The sequence below is a fragment of the Psychromonas algarum genome, assembly GCF_004376845.1.
In the GTDB taxonomy this organism is placed as follows: domain Bacteria; phylum Pseudomonadota; class Gammaproteobacteria; order Enterobacterales; family Psychromonadaceae; genus Psychromonas.
On the sequence record NZ_SNUW01000010.1, the window covers coordinates 93,840 to 109,982 of the forward strand.

The following is a 16,143-nucleotide window of genomic DNA, read 5'->3' on the forward strand; positions in this document are numbered from 1 at the left end:
TAGGCTTTTATTGATGATGATCTTGCTCATATTGTTGTTGTATTTTTTTAATGTCCCGGACCATTAAATCCATATCAACATGATTAATTCCTTGCTCATTTAGCACAGATTTAAAAGTGGCATGAAACTGACCAGCAGGATTAATTAAAACAATCGAAGCACTATGGTCAACCAAATAGAATGCATCTGATTCCCCCTCTTCTACCAAGCTATAAATCAATCCTAATTGATTTACAAAAGGCCAAAGTTGTTTATGAGTACCCGTAACACCAATAAAGTTTTCATTAAAATAGTGGACATAATCAGCAAGTTGCTCAGCTTTGTCGCGATTTGGATCAACCGAAACAAATACAACTTGGGTAGTTGTATTTTGATCATTCTTTAAACTGGGATAAATACGATCTAAATCAGTAAGAGTTGTTGGGCAAATATCAGGACAAAAAGTATAACCGACAAAAAAGAGTGTCCATTTACCTTGTAACGACTGATTAGTAAAAGCGACTTTTCCTGCCTTATAGAAAGTGAAATTAGACAGTTCAATAGGCGGCTGTGATAAGATCAAGGCACTATTTTTAGAAGTATCCAATGCTGTAGAAGCTTCTTGTAAACGGCTAGACTGGGCAACACCAAATGAAAAACTTAGTGCAAGAAATACAAAACTGATAATAAAAATAAAAAACTTCACTTACTTAACCTTATCAGTTTATTACATCCAATCAGCAGTACGAATAACACCAACGGCAATACCTTCAATATCAAAAGACTGATACTCTAAGTCCACTTTAATGGGATCAAATAGTGAGTTTTCCGCTTTTAATGTAACTTCTTTACCATCACGATAAAAACGTTTTACCGTAACATTTTCTTCCACTCTTGCAACAACAACTTGCCCATTATTAATGCTTTGCGTTTTATGTACAGCTAATAAATCACCATCCATAATTCCGATGTCTCGCATACTTTCACCTTCAACACGCAATAAAAAATCTGCAGCTGGGTGAAATAAAGTAGGATCAACATCATAATGTGTTTCAATATTCTCTTGCGCTAGGATGGGTTCTCCAGCTGCAACTTTACCGATAAGTGGCAAACCTTCTTCTGCAATCTCATTATCTTTATGATCACTGACTAAGCGAATTCCTCGTGAAGTACCAGACAGAATTTCAATCGCACCTTTTCTAGCAAGTGCTTTCAAATGTTCTTCAGCTGCATTGGCACTTTTAAAGCCTAATATTCTTGCTAATTCCACACGTGTTGGTGGCATGCCTGTTTTTGCAATCTGGTCTTTAATAACGTCTAGGACTTCGCCTTGGCGTTTAGTTAACTCTTTCATAGGATCTCCACGCGACAATAAACTGTAAACAAACACAGTGTATATTCATACATGGTTAAATGCTAGCGAAGAGTCTGATTTTTTATAATCTACCTTTGAAATTAATGGTAGTGGCACCACTTGCGTTGCGAGGTCCTGCCCAAGATAATGATTGTGCAATAGAAGGGTCTAGTTTATCGGTTCCTTGAATATCTCCATTAAGTTGATAAGCACCGCCTTCACTTAATTTCACATCTAAGTTAGTGATTAATTGCTCAGACTTTTGTGTCACTAATGCTGATATATTTCCGTTATCACAACTTAAATCAACGGCTGCTGAACTTAAATCAATATTTCCCATCTGACTAGAAAGATAAGCATTATTCCAAAAAATTACTCCATCAAGTTGCTCACAATAAGGTGAGCCTTGCTGTACTTTCTTAATTGCGGCAGAAAATTCGCCAGTAATTTTTACAGGTAGTTGCATAGGAAGGAAAGTTAATAACTCTTGTGATGTTAAATCTAGTATCACATTAGAAGCACTTGCTTGACCAGAAGTGATGCCATATTCAACAACAGCTTTACCTGACATGGATTGAGGGCCGTTATCGAAAGAAACGTTGGCCGCTAATACTGAATCTAATAACGCATCAAACTGTATATCCCACTTTACATTTTGTAAGGTCAGCTTAGGGTTAACAACAACTTGCTTCGCTTGCCCCTGCCAGATACTACCTGTTACATCATTTATTTTAATTGCAGTTTTAGGCATCCAAGCAACGACAACAGCGGCCGGTAAATTAACTAATAAGGTGATGCAATAAACGAATATAAAAAATATCGCAATTTTAACTTTCATTTGAATCCTTTGATGATGCTAATAACTTAACGATAAACGATTAACTTTAATCATGCCTTGGTCTTTCTGACGATTGATGTCAACACTCACAACTTGTACACGAGAATCATTTTGTAATGCAGTGATCCATCGTAAAAATTGAGTAAATTCAACTTCATTGATCCAAATATCCACTCCATTTTTTTGATTTTGAATACGCGAAATATTAATGTTATTACGTTTAGCAGTGTTATTAATAAGCTGTGATAAGTTTACTTTTCGTTGTGGTCTTTTACCCTCACTCACACCTGCTTTAACTAATTTAGCAGCATTCGTTTCAACCCATTGCAATGTTTGCTCTGAACTTCTTAATCTCTGTTGCTGATCAGCTAGATTAGAAGTAATAGGCTGCCATAATAAAAAATAAATTAAGGCGACAAAAATAACAACAGCAGAAATAACAGAAAGCTGTTGCTCTCTTTCTGTTGTGCCTTCCCACCAGTCTTTAATTTGCTCAAACATTATTTCATCCTCACAGTTAACGCGCCACTAACTCGGCTTCTACTGTTACTTAGCGCGCCTTGTTCAAGTTCATATTGCTCAGGCATACTTTTAGCTAATTGTTCAAAAGACTGGAAGCTCTCAGCACTCACCATTAGGCTTATTTCTCTTTTATCATTATTAAATTTAAGCGTATTTATTTGTAAACTAGGCACAGCTTTAAAGACAGGAATAAGATCATTCAACATAGCTAAAAAACCAGTATCCCCCCCTGAGTGAGACAGATCTTCAGAAAGGCCTTTTAGTTTTCTCTTGATACGGTTATATCTTAAAGCGCTTTCATTAGGAAAAGCTTTTTTATAAACAGCTTCAACTTGTTTGCGTACGATTAACGTTTGCTCTTCTGCTTTTTGACCTTGAATAAATAAATTTACCAATACAATAACAAATAATAACAACATCATAATTGCTGGATACTTCCACTTAGCAAGTTGTAAGTTGTTTTCTTTTTTTACTTTAAATTCACCACTTAAAAGGTTTGTATTATTACCAATACAACCCTCAGTCAATAATTGCATTGGTAATATAGGATCGAGCAATTGCCATTGCCCAATAGCCTTTTCAGGCATTGGACTATAGCTTTCGATAATTTGTGCTGGATTTTCCATCAAGCGCAGTTGCAAAACGCTATTTAACATTTCACTTTCACATCCCCAACCAGCATATAAATTTTCACGGACAATCCACTGCCCATCTAATTGTAATACTTGCCACTTTTCATCTTCCGGGGAAGGTAAAGCCAATGCCTCAGGAATAAATTTCACACAAACGATATCTGCTTCTTTCAGCCAATCTAACCATGTTTGCAATTTGTTTTTGGCACAAATAGCCACATGCACTAAATCAGTTTCTTTAGCCACAACAGAAAAGTGTAATTTATCAACATCACCAGCTAGATCATCTTCTAACATATATGGCAATGCTTGCTGCATTTGACGTGTAAATGAACCATTAATTTGTACTGATTTTAAAGTTACATCAACGCTAGGTAATAAGCAGATCACTTTACGTGACTGTGCTTTCTCTGTGAGTTCTTGTAATGCTTGCGCATTTTCAATATCCCCCGAGCCGATAATCTCTTTTTCGCTGTCTGACCAAATTAACCAATGGATAGTCTGACGTGCTTCACTTGCTAGGCGAATAACTAATTGTTCACTCACTAAACCTCTCCATGTTGAGCATCTACTCTATTCCTGCATATTGAAAACGAACTGTGGTCGCTTTTTTGTCTTCTATTTTAAATAATAACTTTAAAGCCATTAATCGATCATCAAATTCTGCAACACCATATAAATGAAAAAACTCACTGGTCACACTTAATTGTGACTTTATATCTTCAGGTATGGTTTGATCAATGAACATAGGCGACTCTAAAAATTCATTGGTTGTTGCCCACCCACTGGTAGGTCTATCTTCTAAAAGTTGTTCAAAATCTTCTATTGAAAAATTAAATTCCGGTTTGAACAAAGCATATAAAATTTCTGCCTGATCAACTGCGACTGTATTAACATTAATCAGTTGTGTTGCTACAGGTAATGCACATAAATAAGGTTTAATATGCTCAAAAACAGCACGACTTACTCCCTGAACAGATCTTAATTCAGAGATATCAACCATCAAATTATTGGCTGTTAAATGTGCAACACCTCGCGCTTCATAAATTCTATCTTCAGCACCTTGTGAACCATCGACCGTATCATTTTTATCAATCCAATCTCGAGTTGATTCAGCCACCACCTCTGCCGTATATTGCTCCACATCAAGAGCTTCTAATAACGCTTGAAACTGACGTACTGGTAATGCTCTCACATCATCTTTATCTGCTAAAGCAATCGCATTAACATTAAAACAACTACGATAGTCTTTTAACCTACCTGCAATGGTACCTTCATCGACAGGGAAAACCATATCCGGCGTTGCCCACAACTGATCTAAACTTACAACACTACTATCGGCCATATCATTATTTAAGATCATTCGACTGAACTCTACAGATGCTTGGCCATACCAATAGACTTTTTGTGAAAAACTTAATCCTTCAGTACGTAATAAACTTGCTGTCATACGTCCCGTCATGGTGGTAGCGATTGTCACCATTAACGCTAAAATCATTAAAACAGTAATTAATGCAATACCGCGTTGTTTTTTCATTATTCTGCTACCTGGCTAGTTGGTAACATGAACACTCGTCTTAATTCGCCATAATGTTTACTGGTAATGGTTATTTCAATACCCTCAGGAATTTGCTTATTTGAGTTCCAAGTATTTACCCAGCCTTTATTCCAAAATCTAAACTTTAAAGCTTCGACCTCATGCAATATGACTTGCTCTTCAGGTTTAGCACCAGCAACAGTATCTGGATATAAATAATATAAACGTTGTAATTGGCCTTCTTTTACACGATAACCAACACGAACCACATTTGAACGGGGTAATAAATTAAGAGGATTAGTCCAGCCTAAACGATTAAATTCAATTCCTTCACTATCTGAACCAATAACGCCTTTACCAACATATAAGGCTTTTAAGTTAGAGGATTCAACGTTACTTGTACGCGAGGTTCTAGCAACCATTTGTACAAAATCACGCTCGATTAATAACATGCCTCGTTGCACTTCGATTAAGCGTAAATCGTGTTCTTTACTGATTTCTCCACTACGTAAAACCCCTTGCAGAATTTGATAAGCAGCTAAACTTAAGACAGCAAAGATGGCAATTGCAATTAACACTTCAATTAAAGTGAATCCATGTTGTTTGGATTTTTGAGTATTAAGGCCTGCCAATGTAAGTCCTTATATGGCCTAGTGCACGACCATCTTTTTTATCACTCACTTCCACATCTAATGCAACAAAATTAGGATCGCCCGTTGCCACTGATTGATAACGCCAATACCATTTAGCACCAGCAAATTCTACTTCCGCACTGCTCCAACTAGAACTTGGCCAGCGTTTTTGTAACTTTAATTCTGCAAGACGATTACTAGCAATCCACATGGCAAAAGTTTTTTGTTGTAGGTAGCTTTGATTATTTAATGCTTGTGAAGCGGCTTGCATCACAGCAAGACCAGCAGAGGCAAGGATAACTAAAGCCAGCATAACTTCTAATAAAGTCATACCTCGTTTACGTTTAATAGAGCGAACAATGGATAAATTCATATTATTGCTCACTAACTAATTCTATTTGGCCACTCATTCCAACATTAACCGTGACCGTTTTTTCTTTAATTTCTGTATTGTAAAATTGGTAGCTAAAAGGAGTCACTTCACCACTAGACATAATAAAAACCTGTGGATTAATTTTCACTTCTTTTTTATCCCCTTCAACTTCAACTAGATATTCTCGTTCTAAGAATGGGTCATCATCTTCTTGGTCTATTTCATCCCACACACTGCCACTTAAAGTATATTTAGCACTAATACTATAAGGGATTTCAACCGTGCCACTAATACGAGAATCAGTAAAAGGACGCCATTTTTTTTGCTTTAAATCATAATAAGCAAATTGATATTGCTGTTCACCAAACTCAATACCTAATTCAGTATTTGATATCAAAGCATGGTCTTCCGCAAATTGTAACAAGGTGCTGAAACGTTGCGCATGCCATTCACTGCTTTTATCCAAATTAGCTGAACTAGGTAATGTCATTACAACGCCAACAGAAATCATGCCCATTAATAACAGGACTAGCATGATTTCTAACAGAGTAAATCCCTTGCTGCTACGCATTGTAATGTTCGCAGGTTATCTTGATTAAATTCTTAATAACTATTTATCACTTAAGTTCCAGTTACCAATATCATCATCAGTCCCTTCTTCACCATCAGGTCCAACAGAAAGCACATCAATTTTACTATGTTCACCAGGACTATTTAATAAGTATTCGTTACCCCAAGGGTCTTGAGGAAGACGTCTAATATATCCATCTTCACGGTAATTACGCGGCGTAGGAGAACCATTTGGCTCAGAAACCAACGCATCCAAACCTTGGTCACTACTTGGATAAATACCATTATCCAATTTATACATATCTAACGCATTTTCTAATGCAATAACATCAGATTTTACTTTTTGAATGTCTGCCTTATCTTTATTGCCCATTAAGTTAGGCACAACCATTGAAGCTAAAATACCTAAAATCACGATAACCACCATGATTTCTAATAAGGTAAAACCTTTTTGTTTGTTATTCAGATTTAAATTTTTCACCTTTTCACCCTTTTTTTATTATTGTAAAACGAATGGCTCAGCTAACCTGAAACCATATTATTAAGTGCCAAAATTGGCTGTAAAATGGCAGCAACAATGAATAAAACTACACCAGCCATAGAAACAACAAGTGCAGGTTCAAACACGCCTAAAGCTAATGTTACCTGTGCCGAAAACTGTTTGTCTTGATTATCCGCAGATCGTTCCAACATATTTCCTAATTCACCACTTCTTTCTCCACTCATGATCATATGTAACATCATAGGGGGGAATAATTTAGTGCTTTGTAATGCTCGACCTAAACTAGTCCCTTCACGAACTCGTTCAGATGCTTCTGCTACTTTTAAACGAATATATTGATTACTTAATACATCGCCAGCAATACTCATGGCATCCAGTAAAGGTACCGCACTACTATTTAAAATACTTAATGTTCGAGCAAAACGAGCTGTATTAAGTTCATTAGCGACTTTTCCAATCACTGGAACCGTTAATAATATTCGATCAAAACGTAATTGATTTTTGGCTTTCTTAAGATGCTGCTTAAACAGCAATAACCCAACAATCACCAAACTAACAAAATACAAACCATAAGCACTTAACACATCACTAGCCGCGATAAGAAACGTCGTAGAACCGGGTAAATCTGCTCCCATTTGTTGAAATTGACCAACAACCTGAGGCACTACAGAGGTTAATAGAATTGCAACAACAGATACAGCAACCAAGGTTAATACAATCGGATAGATCAAGGCTTGCATCATTTTACTTTTCATTTCTTGACGTTGCTCTGCGTAATCCGCCAATCTATCTAATACTTTTTCTAAATGCCCTGATTTTTCACCTGCTGCAACCATGGCACAAAAAAGATTATCAAAAATCATGGGATAATTACGCATGCTATCAGCCAAACTATGGCCTTCAATAACACCACCGCGTACCGCTGAAACCATATCTTTAATTTTAGGATTGTCACATTGATCAGCAACAGCTTGTAGCGCTTCTTCAATAGGGATAGAAGAAGCAACTAATGTGGATAACTGTCGAGTTATTAAAGCTAAATCTGCGGTTTTAATTTTGTTTTGAATGAATGCTTTACCAGCTTTATTACGCTTGGAAGCAACAGCTTCAACTTCTATCGGGGTTAAGCCTGCATTACGTAATTGTTGACGTAACATACGAGCAGAATCAGCTTCTTGTGTGCCTTTTTTTTGTTTACCCTTTGCGTCTAACGCTTTATAAGAAAAAGTAGCCACACTAGTCCTCTCTTGTTACACGCAGAATTTCTTCTAGTGTTGTCTGCCCTAGCAGTACTTTTTGTAAACCGTCTTCACGAATACTTGCTGAAGTTTTACGAATTTCTCGTTCAATAGCTTGCTCTCCAGCACCGGTATGAATTAACTCTCGCACCACTTCATTAACAACTAAGAGTTCATGAATACCAGTACGGCCACGGTAACCACTATGATTACAATGATGACAACCCGCAGGGCGATATATAGTCGCGTCTTCATTTTCAGACACTCCTAAAATGATTTTTTCAGATGCATTGGCTGGATGTGCTTCTTTACATTTAGGGCATAAACGACGTACTAAACGCTGCGCTAATACTCCTAGAATACTCGATGATAGTAAAAAAGGTTCAACACCCATATCACGTAAACGTGTCACTGCACCAACCGCAGTATTTGTATGCAATGTTGATAATACTAAGTGCCCCGTTAAACTCGCTTGTACAGCGATTTCAGCGGTTTCAAGATCACGTATTTCACCAATCATCACCACATCTGGATCTTGACGTAAAATAGCTCGCAATCCTCGAGCAAATGTCATATCTACTTTGGCATTTACTTGAGTTTGACCAATGCCATCAATGGCATATTCTATTGGATCTTCTACCGTTAAAATATTTCTATCTTTAGAGTTAATTTCCAATAAACCAGCATATAAGGTAGTACTTTTACCAGACCCCGTTGGGCCAGTAACCAAGATAATACCGTGTGGTTTATGAATTAGATTTTGCAGTAATTTATGATTTTTAGGAGTCATGCCTAAGGTTGATAATTCAAGCTTCACGGCATTTTTATCTAACAAACGTAATACAACACGTTCACCATGACTTGCAGGCATAGTAGAAACACGCACATCAACCGCTCGTCCACCAATACGTAGTGAAATACGCCCATCTTGTGGTACACGTTTTTCTGCAATATCTAATTTTGCCATTACTTTAATACGTGAAACTAATAAAGCCGCTAATTTACGTTGTGGTTTTAATATTTCTCGTAAAACACCATCAATACGGAAACGAATAATTAATGATTGTTCAAACGTTTCAATATGAATATCTGACGCTTCTTCTTTAATCGCTTCACCTAACATGGCATTGATTAATTTAATAATCGGCGCATCATCTTCAGCTTCTAATAGATCATCATCACTTGGTAACTCTTCAGCTAACGTAAATAAATCATCCGATCCTAAATCTTCCATCAATTGCTGTGCTTCTAATGTAGAAGATTGATAAGCACGAGCCACTAATTTGTCAAAAGCATCACTATCAACTTTTTCAATAGTAAAGGGATGGCCAATAACACGGCGGACTTCTACTAATAAATCAAGATTAGGCGCTTGTTTAAAACATAAAACACTTTCTTTATCATTATGAGACATGACTAATTCATGTTTTTTAGAGAAAGCAAACGGCAGTTGTCCTGAAGGTGTAAACTCTACCGCTTCCGGCTCTTCAACTGCAGTTACTTCGCTTAAATCACTCATACACCGTTAACCTTGTTTTCTTCTGCAACAACATCTTCAGCTTTTTGTTCATTTAACTCTTCTTTAACTGCTTCTTGATCTTTCTCTTTAATTTTACGGAACGAATGTGGATCAACTTCAACTGGCTCACCCCATTTAGGTAAAAGAGGCGCTTCAGAATTTGGCATCAAATTAATACCTTCAGCTGTTTGACCCAATTGAATTTGACGAATCAAACCGTATTTACGTTGGCTTAATTCCATCATAGTTTGATCATCACGCACAATCGTAGCGCGTAAGAAAACCATTAGGTTACGTTTTTCAGTACTACTTTTGGTTGAACGGAATAAGAACCCTAAGAATGGGATATCACCTAAAATTGGCACTTTATCAACAGTCTCATTAACGGTTTCATCAATTAAACCACCGATAACAACGGTTTCACCTGATTTAGCTAATACTGTCGTTTTCACTGAACGAGTAGCAAAGATAACATCAACAGAAGTTTGTCCTTTAATATTCGATACTTCTTGCTCAATATTCATCTGTACCGAATCACCCTCATTAATTTGTGGAGTGACTTTTAATTTAATACCAATTTCTCGACGTTCAATTGTTTGGAAAGGGTTGTCATTAGATGAGCTAGAAGTTGAACCTGTTAATACCGGTACTTCATCACCAACAATAAAGCTCGCTTCTTGATTATCAAGCGTAGTTAAACTTGGTGTCGCTAAAATATTAGAGCCACTTGAACTCTTAAGAGCTTGTAATACAACTCCCCAATCTGAGCCAACATAACCGGCCACACCACCAGCAATTTTAGATAATGACGAAGCAACACCACTTAAATCATCTGCATCATTATTAACTTGATACGCACCAGTAACAATTTCACTAGTAGTCACACCATTATCATTAAACTGTGTGGCAGCACCGCCAGCAGAAGCCCATTGAACACTTAAGTTGACACCATCACCTTCCGATACTTCAACCACAATTGCTTCAACTAAAACCTGTGCTCGACGAATATCAAGTTGACGAATAATACTGCTTAACGACGACATTAATGCAGGCTGCGCAGAAATGATCACCGAGTTAGTACCTTCATGAGCTTCAATACTTAGGTTTGAGTTTTTATTATTAGCTTTAGATTTACTATTTGAAGACTCTTCTAAACCTTTGCTTACACCTGTTAATACATCTACAACTTCTTGTGCTTTGGCATATTTAAGGTAGAAAACACGTGTATTACCATTATTTTTTAACTCATTATCTAATGACTTAATTAGCTTAATAATACGCGCTCTAATTTTAGGATCGCCACTTACAATAACCGAGTTAGTTCGCTCATCAGCAACTAAACGAGGTTTTAAGTTATTAGTAACGGCATTTTTTGCATTGCTAGGTGTTTGCTGAATTGTATTGATCATATTTACTATTTCTAATGAACTAGCAAACTGTAGCTTAACAATATCAACTTCTTGGTCACCAGCTTTATCAACTCGCTGAATGATTTTCACTAAACGATTTACTACAGCTGCTCGCCCAGTGATCATAATGACGTTAGATGGGTCATAATGCACAACATTACCACCACCGGCACTATCATTTAGTTGACGTAATAAAGGGGCAAGATCTCGTACCGAAACGTTAATAACCGGAACAACACGGGTTACCATTTCATCACCAACAAAATCTGTTCCATTATCCACAACAGGAATAGGTGCTACTTTGGCATCTTTAGACTTAATAACTTTAAGAATACCGCTGTTCATTTCAACAACAGCAAATCCATACACCTCTAAAACATTTAGGAAAAATTGATAATATTGTTTTTTATTCAAGACATCGTAGCTACGTACGTTAATTTTCCCTCGAACAGCAGGATCTAAAATAATAGTTTTACCTAAATTTTTACCTACAATATTAACAAACTCAGTCAGCTCGGCATTTTTAAAACTTGCTAAATATTCATCAGCCTGCACTGCAGTAGAATGTGATAATAAAATAAAAATACTGGCGCCAATTAAACCTACCAGTCTTTTCTTCATCCCTAAAATCATTACAACAACCTCATTGTTTACTGCTTCTGCCGAATCTATTTATTAGCAAGTTTGCTCGATTAATCATTCAGCAGTTCACACTTATTTTTATACTTATATTTTTTAAAATGACTTACTAGTACAAGTTATAATATCAAACAGGGCACAACATCTGCCCTACGGAATACTGAAAAATAACTCGTTTAGCTCGCCATCACGATCAACTGTTAAACTGATATCTGTCATAGTAGGAAACTCTTTCATCAATCCCATCGCCTGCCCCATATCAGTTAAATCAACACCATTTAATTCAATCGCTAAATCTCCAGCTTGCAACCCTGACTCTTCAAATAAGCTAGGGTCTTTACCTGGATTAACACGATAACCTTTGATTGCATTTCCCTCTCGAACAGGGGAAATACGAATATAATCCATTAACTTCCCTGGATTACTTAATAATTCTTCTCTATCAAGATCTATTTTTGCTGTTTTATGCCTACTTGAAGAACTCACAGATTTAGTCGCTTGTTGGCCTTCAAGGTTAGCCATTCGTTTATTCGCTTCTTCCAAGCCATCTAACACCAAAGTTTGCTTCTCACCTTTAACATCAATAATAATACGGTCATCATAGATTTCGCTTACTTTAGCATTAGTCCCAGTAATATCAGAGTCAATAAAATAACTATCTTGTTGTCCTCGATATTCAATAATAACGCTGGATAAATTAGGATTAGAAGCAGCGACAATCCCTACTAAAGTGATATTTAATTTTGTTTTAGGGGCATCTTCGGGGGTTTGGTTTTGCACCACTTTGGGCGCGGCTTGCGCTTCACCAAATAAGTGCTGATTTTGTAATTGTTGGGTACTTAATTTACTGCTGTTGTTAGTCGCAGTTCTCGCAGGGGGATTCCAAACATAAGCACTATCTTCTACCGGATATACTGACCAAGTTAATAATGCAGCTTGATGAGCTACTAAAGCACTGCTTATTATTAATACTATTTTTGGTAGTTGTTGAGAAATCACGAGCACTTTTATTTAATCCTGTTGCTAATCACTGAATGCCAGCTAATAATTATTACCTGCACAATGGTAACGCAGCCCGCAACAGGACTACAACCAACAAGTTTCAATAATGAGGCTTATACTGGAAATTTACAGCTTATTTGCCGATTAAATGGTCCTTTTATATACAATATGATTGCACTAGAGCAACTTGACTTATCAATTTTTGTCCCCATTTACTTAATACAGAACTTGATGACTTTCTTTCGGTTTAGCAGAACCATGACTTTTGCTACACTAGGGTACGCTTTTTTGAGTAAAAAATTATGACAGATTCAGCAGTAAGGATAGATAAATGGCTATGGGCCGCTCGATTTTATAAAACCCGTAGTTTAGCCAGAGAAATGGTCCAAGGCGGTAAAGTTCACTATAACGGACAACGCTGTAAAGCCAGCAAAACAGTAGAGATAGGTGCTTTCTTATCTATTCGACAAGGTGATGTTTCAATCGAAGTGACTATTGAAGCAATTTCAGAACATCGTCGTGGTGCTCCTATTGCACAAACGCTCTATAAAGAAACAGAAAAAAGTATCGTTAAACGCGAAGAATACCAAGTATTACGTAAGTTAAGTTTACAAAATGCACCACATCCAGATCGTAAACCTAACAAAAAAGAACGTCGTGACTTGATACAAGCAAAAACACAACGCAACACTGCCAACTTTGATTAAAAGTAACAGAATATACATGAGAGAAATTATGACAGACCAACTACAACGCTTCTTATTTGATGATTTTGAAATTCGTGGTGAAATAACACAAGCACATGAAACATTTAAACAATGTATTAATAATCACGATTACCCTGAAGCTATCGCAAATACATTAGGAGAGTTGTTAATTGCCACAAGCCTGTTAACAGCAACCTTAAAATTTGAAGGTAAAATAACAGTACAAATTCAAGGTGATGGTCCTCTAAGTATGGCAGTGATCAATGCTAACCAAAATTTAGAGATCCGTGGCACCGCTCGTTACCATGGTGATACAACAGGATTATCATTCTTAGACCTCATTGGTAAAGGTAATTTGATGATCACCATTACGCCTGAAGATGGTGAACGTTATCAAGGTATTGTTGCACTTGAGAAAGATAGTCTTGCAGCATGTTTAGAGGACTATTTTGTACAATCTGAGCAACTTGCCACTAAAATTAGTTTATTTGCAGATAGTCAAGCAACTCCAGTACAAGCTGCAGGTTTATTAATTCAAACATTACCAGCAAGTAGTGAGACGCACGAAGAAGATTTTGCACACGTTTGTGCATTAGCTAATACAATTAAAGCTGAAGAAATTTATACATTAAAAAATGATGAATTATTATTTCGCTTATATCATCAAGAGGAAGTTCGTTTGTTTGGTGAACAGCCAATCAGCTTTAAATGTGGTTGCTCAGAAGAACGCTGTTTATCTTCATTAGCATCACTTGATGCAGAAGAAATAAAAGAGATTTTAGCAGAGCAAGAAAGTATCGATATGCGCTGTGAATATTGTGCAACAACTTACTCTTTTAAAGAAAAAGACTTACAAATATTATTAACTGCAGACAACCAAACACCACACTAATTACCTCTCTTTTTAAATGATTAATTGCAATCGCCATAATAATTTTCATTATGGCGACCTTTTAATTCATTATTCGATCCTGATCTCACTTTTATTCTGAAAACTCTCCTACGCTCAAGACTAATATCCTTTTTTTAACAAAAAAATAACAATGTAAGGCAGTTGATATGAGCAGAATAGAACTCTCTACCGAGCAACTAAAAACATACGGCATTACTCAGGTTTCTGAAATTATATACAACCCTAGTTTTGACATATTATTTGCTGAAGAAACAGCAAGTAATTTAACAGGATTTGAAAAAGGTATTGTGACAGAAAATGGTACGGTAGCCGTTGATACAGGTATTTTCACTGGTCGCTCACCTAAAGACAAATACATAGTAAAAGATGAAACGACTCGTGACACCATTTGGTGGAGTGATCAAGGTAAAAATGATAATAAGGCCATTGATCAAGAAACTTGGATGCAACTCAAGAATCGAGTGACTGATGAATTATCCAATAAGCGTTTATTTGTTGTTGATGCTTATTGTGGAGCGAATGTAAATTCTCGCTTAAAAGTACGTTTTATTGTTGAGGTAGCTTGGCAAGCACATTTTGTCACTAATATGTTTATTCGCCCTAGTGAGCAAGAACTGATCAATTTTGAACCTGATTTTGTAGTTATGAATGGTTCCAAAACAACGAATCCAGACTGGCAAAAGCAAGGTCTTAACTCCGAAAATTTTGTTGCTTTCAACTTAACCGAAAAAGTACAAATTATCGGTGGCACTTGGTACGGCGGGGAAATGAAAAAAGGTCTTTTCTCAGTCATGAATTATTTATTACCTCTAAATGGCATGGCATCAATGCATTGTTCTGCCAATATTGGGGAATCTGGTGATACAGCTATTTTCTTTGGCCTTTCAGGCACAGGTAAAACCACACTATCAACCGATTCTAAACGCGCATTAATTGGTGATGACGAGCATGGATGGGATGACGAAGGAGTATTTAATTTTGAAGGGGGTTGCTACGCAAAAACTATCCGCTTAAGTGCAGAAGCAGAGCCAGATATTTACGGTGCAATTAAACGTAATGCTTTATTAGAAAATGTCATGATTAATGAACAAGGAGTTGTTGATTATGATGATGCCAGCAAAACAGAAAATGGACGAGTATCTTACCCAATCGATCATATTGCAAATATCGTAAAACCTATTTCAAAAGGAGGCCATGCTAAAAAAGTTATCTTCTTAACGGCAGATGCTTTTGGGGTATTACCACCTGTTTCTAAATTAACTAAAGCACAGACTCAATACCACTTCCTATCGGGTTTTACCGCTAAGCTAGCGGGAACAGAACGTGGAATAACAGAGCCCACACCTACTTTTTCAGCTTGTTTTGGTGCGGCATTTTTGACTCTTCATCCAACACAATATGCAGAACAATTAGTGAAACGAATGGAAGCTTGTGGAGCAGAGGCTTATTTAGTTAATACAGGTTGGAATGGTTCAGGAAAACGTATTTCTATCCAAGATACACGAGGCATTATTGATGCCATTTTAGATGGTTCCATTGAACAAGCGGAAACGAAAACAATTCCACTCTTTAATTTACAAGTGCCTATTGCGTTACCCAATGTAGACAGCGCTATTTTGGATCCTCGTGATACTTATAACACAGCACAACTGTGGGATGAAAAAGCAGAAAAACTAGCACAATTATTTATTGAAAATTTTGCTCGCTATACCGATAAAGAACAAGGAAAAGCACTCGTTTCTGCAGGCCCTATACTCCCTTAATCCATCGTAAATAA

At 36.7% G+C, this 16,143-nt stretch carries 17 protein-coding genes; 3 read left to right on the forward strand and 14 right to left on the reverse strand.

Annotated elements, in window-relative coordinates; all coding sequences use genetic code 11:
- Nucleotides 1–7 precede the first annotated feature (7 nt).
- From E2R68_RS10640 to gspC, 14 genes are all read right to left on the reverse strand, one after another.
- On the reverse strand, nucleotides 8–685 hold the full coding sequence (locus E2R68_RS10640; RefSeq protein WP_243834656.1) for an SCO family protein: 678 nt from the start codon (nucleotides 683–685) through the stop codon (nucleotides 8–10).
- A gap of 21 nt (nucleotides 686–706) precedes the next feature.
- On the reverse strand, nucleotides 707–1,333 hold the full coding sequence (gene lexA, locus E2R68_RS10645) for a transcriptional repressor LexA (protein ID WP_134277667.1): 627 nt from the start codon (nucleotides 1,331–1,333) through the stop codon (nucleotides 707–709).
- A gap of 82 nt (nucleotides 1,334–1,415) precedes the next feature.
- Entirely contained in the window at nucleotides 1,416–2,171 is a 756-nt protein-coding gene (locus E2R68_RS10650) for a type II secretion system protein N (protein ID WP_134277668.1), read from the reverse strand.
- 18 nt (nucleotides 2,172–2,189) lie between these two features.
- Nucleotides 2,190–2,672, reverse strand: coding sequence for a type II secretion system protein M (locus E2R68_RS10655; protein WP_134277669.1), 483 nt, complete (start codon nucleotides 2,670–2,672; stop codon nucleotides 2,190–2,192).
- Nucleotides 2,672–3,871 carry a type II secretion system protein GspL gene (gspL, locus tag E2R68_RS10660; RefSeq protein ID WP_134277670.1) on the reverse strand — a complete coding sequence of 400 codons (1,200 nt, stop codon included), beginning with the start codon at nucleotides 3,869–3,871 and terminating at the stop codon, nucleotides 2,672–2,674. Before gspL ends, E2R68_RS10655 begins: the two co-directional genes overlap by 1 nt.
- A 22-nt stretch (nucleotides 3,872–3,893) precedes the next feature.
- A complete protein-coding gene (gene gspK, locus E2R68_RS10665) occupies nucleotides 3,894–4,862 on the reverse strand; it encodes a type II secretion system minor pseudopilin GspK (RefSeq protein WP_134277671.1) in 969 nt (322 codons plus the stop codon).
- Nucleotides 4,862–5,494: a type II secretion system minor pseudopilin GspJ gene (gene gspJ, locus E2R68_RS10670; RefSeq protein WP_134277672.1), complete on the reverse strand. Its 633-nt coding sequence runs from the start codon at nucleotides 5,492–5,494 to the stop codon at nucleotides 4,862–4,864. Before gspJ ends, gspK begins: the two co-directional genes overlap by 1 nt.
- A complete protein-coding gene (gene gspI, locus E2R68_RS10675; RefSeq protein WP_134277673.1) occupies nucleotides 5,481–5,867 on the reverse strand; it encodes a type II secretion system minor pseudopilin GspI in 387 nt (128 codons plus the stop codon). The genes gspJ and gspI overlap by 14 nt, the downstream gene beginning before the upstream one ends.
- Before the next feature lies 1 nt (nucleotide 5,868).
- Nucleotides 5,869–6,438 (reverse strand): type II secretion system minor pseudopilin GspH, encoded by a 570-nt coding sequence (gspH, locus tag E2R68_RS10680; RefSeq protein WP_134277674.1) that lies wholly within the window; start codon nucleotides 6,436–6,438, stop codon nucleotides 5,869–5,871.
- Nucleotides 6,439–6,477: 39 nt separating this feature from the next.
- Entirely contained in the window at nucleotides 6,478–6,918 is a 441-nt protein-coding gene (gene gspG, locus E2R68_RS10685; RefSeq protein WP_134277675.1) for a type II secretion system major pseudopilin GspG, read from the reverse strand.
- A gap of 41 nt (nucleotides 6,919–6,959) precedes the next feature.
- On the reverse strand, nucleotides 6,960–8,174 hold the full coding sequence (gspF, locus tag E2R68_RS10690) for a type II secretion system inner membrane protein GspF (protein ID WP_134277676.1): 1,215 nt from the start codon (nucleotides 8,172–8,174) through the stop codon (nucleotides 6,960–6,962).
- Between the two features lies 1 nt (nucleotide 8,175).
- The gene (gspE, locus tag E2R68_RS10695) at nucleotides 8,176–9,696 is read right to left on the reverse strand and encodes a type II secretion system ATPase GspE (protein WP_134277677.1); all 1,521 of its coding nucleotides are present in this window, start codon (nucleotides 9,694–9,696) and stop codon (nucleotides 8,176–8,178) included.
- Nucleotides 9,693–11,726, reverse strand: coding sequence for a type II secretion system secretin GspD (gene gspD, locus E2R68_RS10700; protein WP_134277678.1), 2,034 nt, complete (start codon nucleotides 11,724–11,726; stop codon nucleotides 9,693–9,695). The genes gspE and gspD overlap by 4 nt, the downstream gene beginning before the upstream one ends.
- Before the next feature lie 168 nt (nucleotides 11,727–11,894).
- Complete coding sequence (gene gspC, locus E2R68_RS10705) at nucleotides 11,895–12,749, reverse strand: type II secretion system protein GspC (RefSeq protein WP_243834657.1); 855 nt, start codon at nucleotides 12,747–12,749, stop codon at nucleotides 11,895–11,897.
- A gap of 299 nt (nucleotides 12,750–13,048) precedes the next feature.
- Here gspC and hslR point away from each other — a divergent pair, with 299 nt between their 5' ends.
- From hslR to pckA, 3 genes are all read left to right on the forward strand, one after another.
- The gene (gene hslR / locus E2R68_RS10710) at nucleotides 13,049–13,453 is read left to right on the forward strand and encodes a ribosome-associated heat shock protein Hsp15 (RefSeq protein ID WP_134277680.1); all 405 of its coding nucleotides are present in this window, start codon (nucleotides 13,049–13,051) and stop codon (nucleotides 13,451–13,453) included.
- Nucleotides 13,454–13,478: 25 nt separating this feature from the next.
- Nucleotides 13,479–14,345 (forward strand): Hsp33 family molecular chaperone HslO, encoded by an 867-nt coding sequence (gene hslO / locus E2R68_RS10715; RefSeq protein WP_208380211.1) that lies wholly within the window; start codon nucleotides 13,479–13,481, stop codon nucleotides 14,343–14,345.
- A 167-nt stretch (nucleotides 14,346–14,512) separates the two neighbouring features.
- Nucleotides 14,513–16,129: a phosphoenolpyruvate carboxykinase (ATP) gene (gene pckA / locus E2R68_RS10720; protein ID WP_134277682.1), complete on the forward strand. Its 1,617-nt coding sequence runs from the start codon at nucleotides 14,513–14,515 to the stop codon at nucleotides 16,127–16,129.
- Nucleotides 16,130–16,143: the final 14 nt, after the last annotated feature.

Bases quoted from the DNA above. Each gene is read 5' to 3' on its own strand.
- lexA (WP_134277667.1), bottom strand. From the start codon at position 1,333: ATGAAAGAGTTAACTAAACGCCAAGGCGAAGTCCTAGACGTTATTAAA.
- E2R68_RS10650 (WP_134277668.1), bottom strand. From the start codon at position 2,171: ATGAAAGTTAAAATTGCGATATTTTTTATATTCGTTTATTGCATCACC.
- E2R68_RS10655 (WP_134277669.1), bottom strand. From the start codon at position 2,672: ATGTTTGAGCAAATTAAAGACTGGTGGGAAGGCACAACAGAAAGAGAG.
- gspK (WP_134277671.1), bottom strand. From the start codon at position 4,862: ATGAAAAAACAACGCGGTATTGCATTAATTACTGTTTTAATGATTTTA.
- gspI (WP_134277673.1), bottom strand. From the start codon at position 5,867: ATGAATTTATCCATTGTTCGCTCTATTAAACGTAAACGAGGTATGACT.
- gspH (WP_134277674.1), bottom strand. From the start codon at position 6,438: ATGCGTAGCAGCAAGGGATTTACTCTGTTAGAAATCATGCTAGTCCTG.
- gspE (WP_134277677.1), bottom strand. From the start codon at position 9,696: ATGAGTGATTTAAGCGAAGTAACTGCAGTTGAAGAGCCGGAAGCGGTA.
- gspD (WP_134277678.1), bottom strand. From the start codon at position 11,726: ATGAAGAAAAGACTGGTAGGTTTAATTGGCGCCAGTATTTTTATTTTA.
- hslR (WP_134277680.1), top strand. From the start codon at position 13,049: ATGACAGATTCAGCAGTAAGGATAGATAAATGGCTATGGGCCGCTCGA.
- pckA (WP_134277682.1), top strand. From the start codon at position 14,513: ATGAGCAGAATAGAACTCTCTACCGAGCAACTAAAAACATACGGCATT.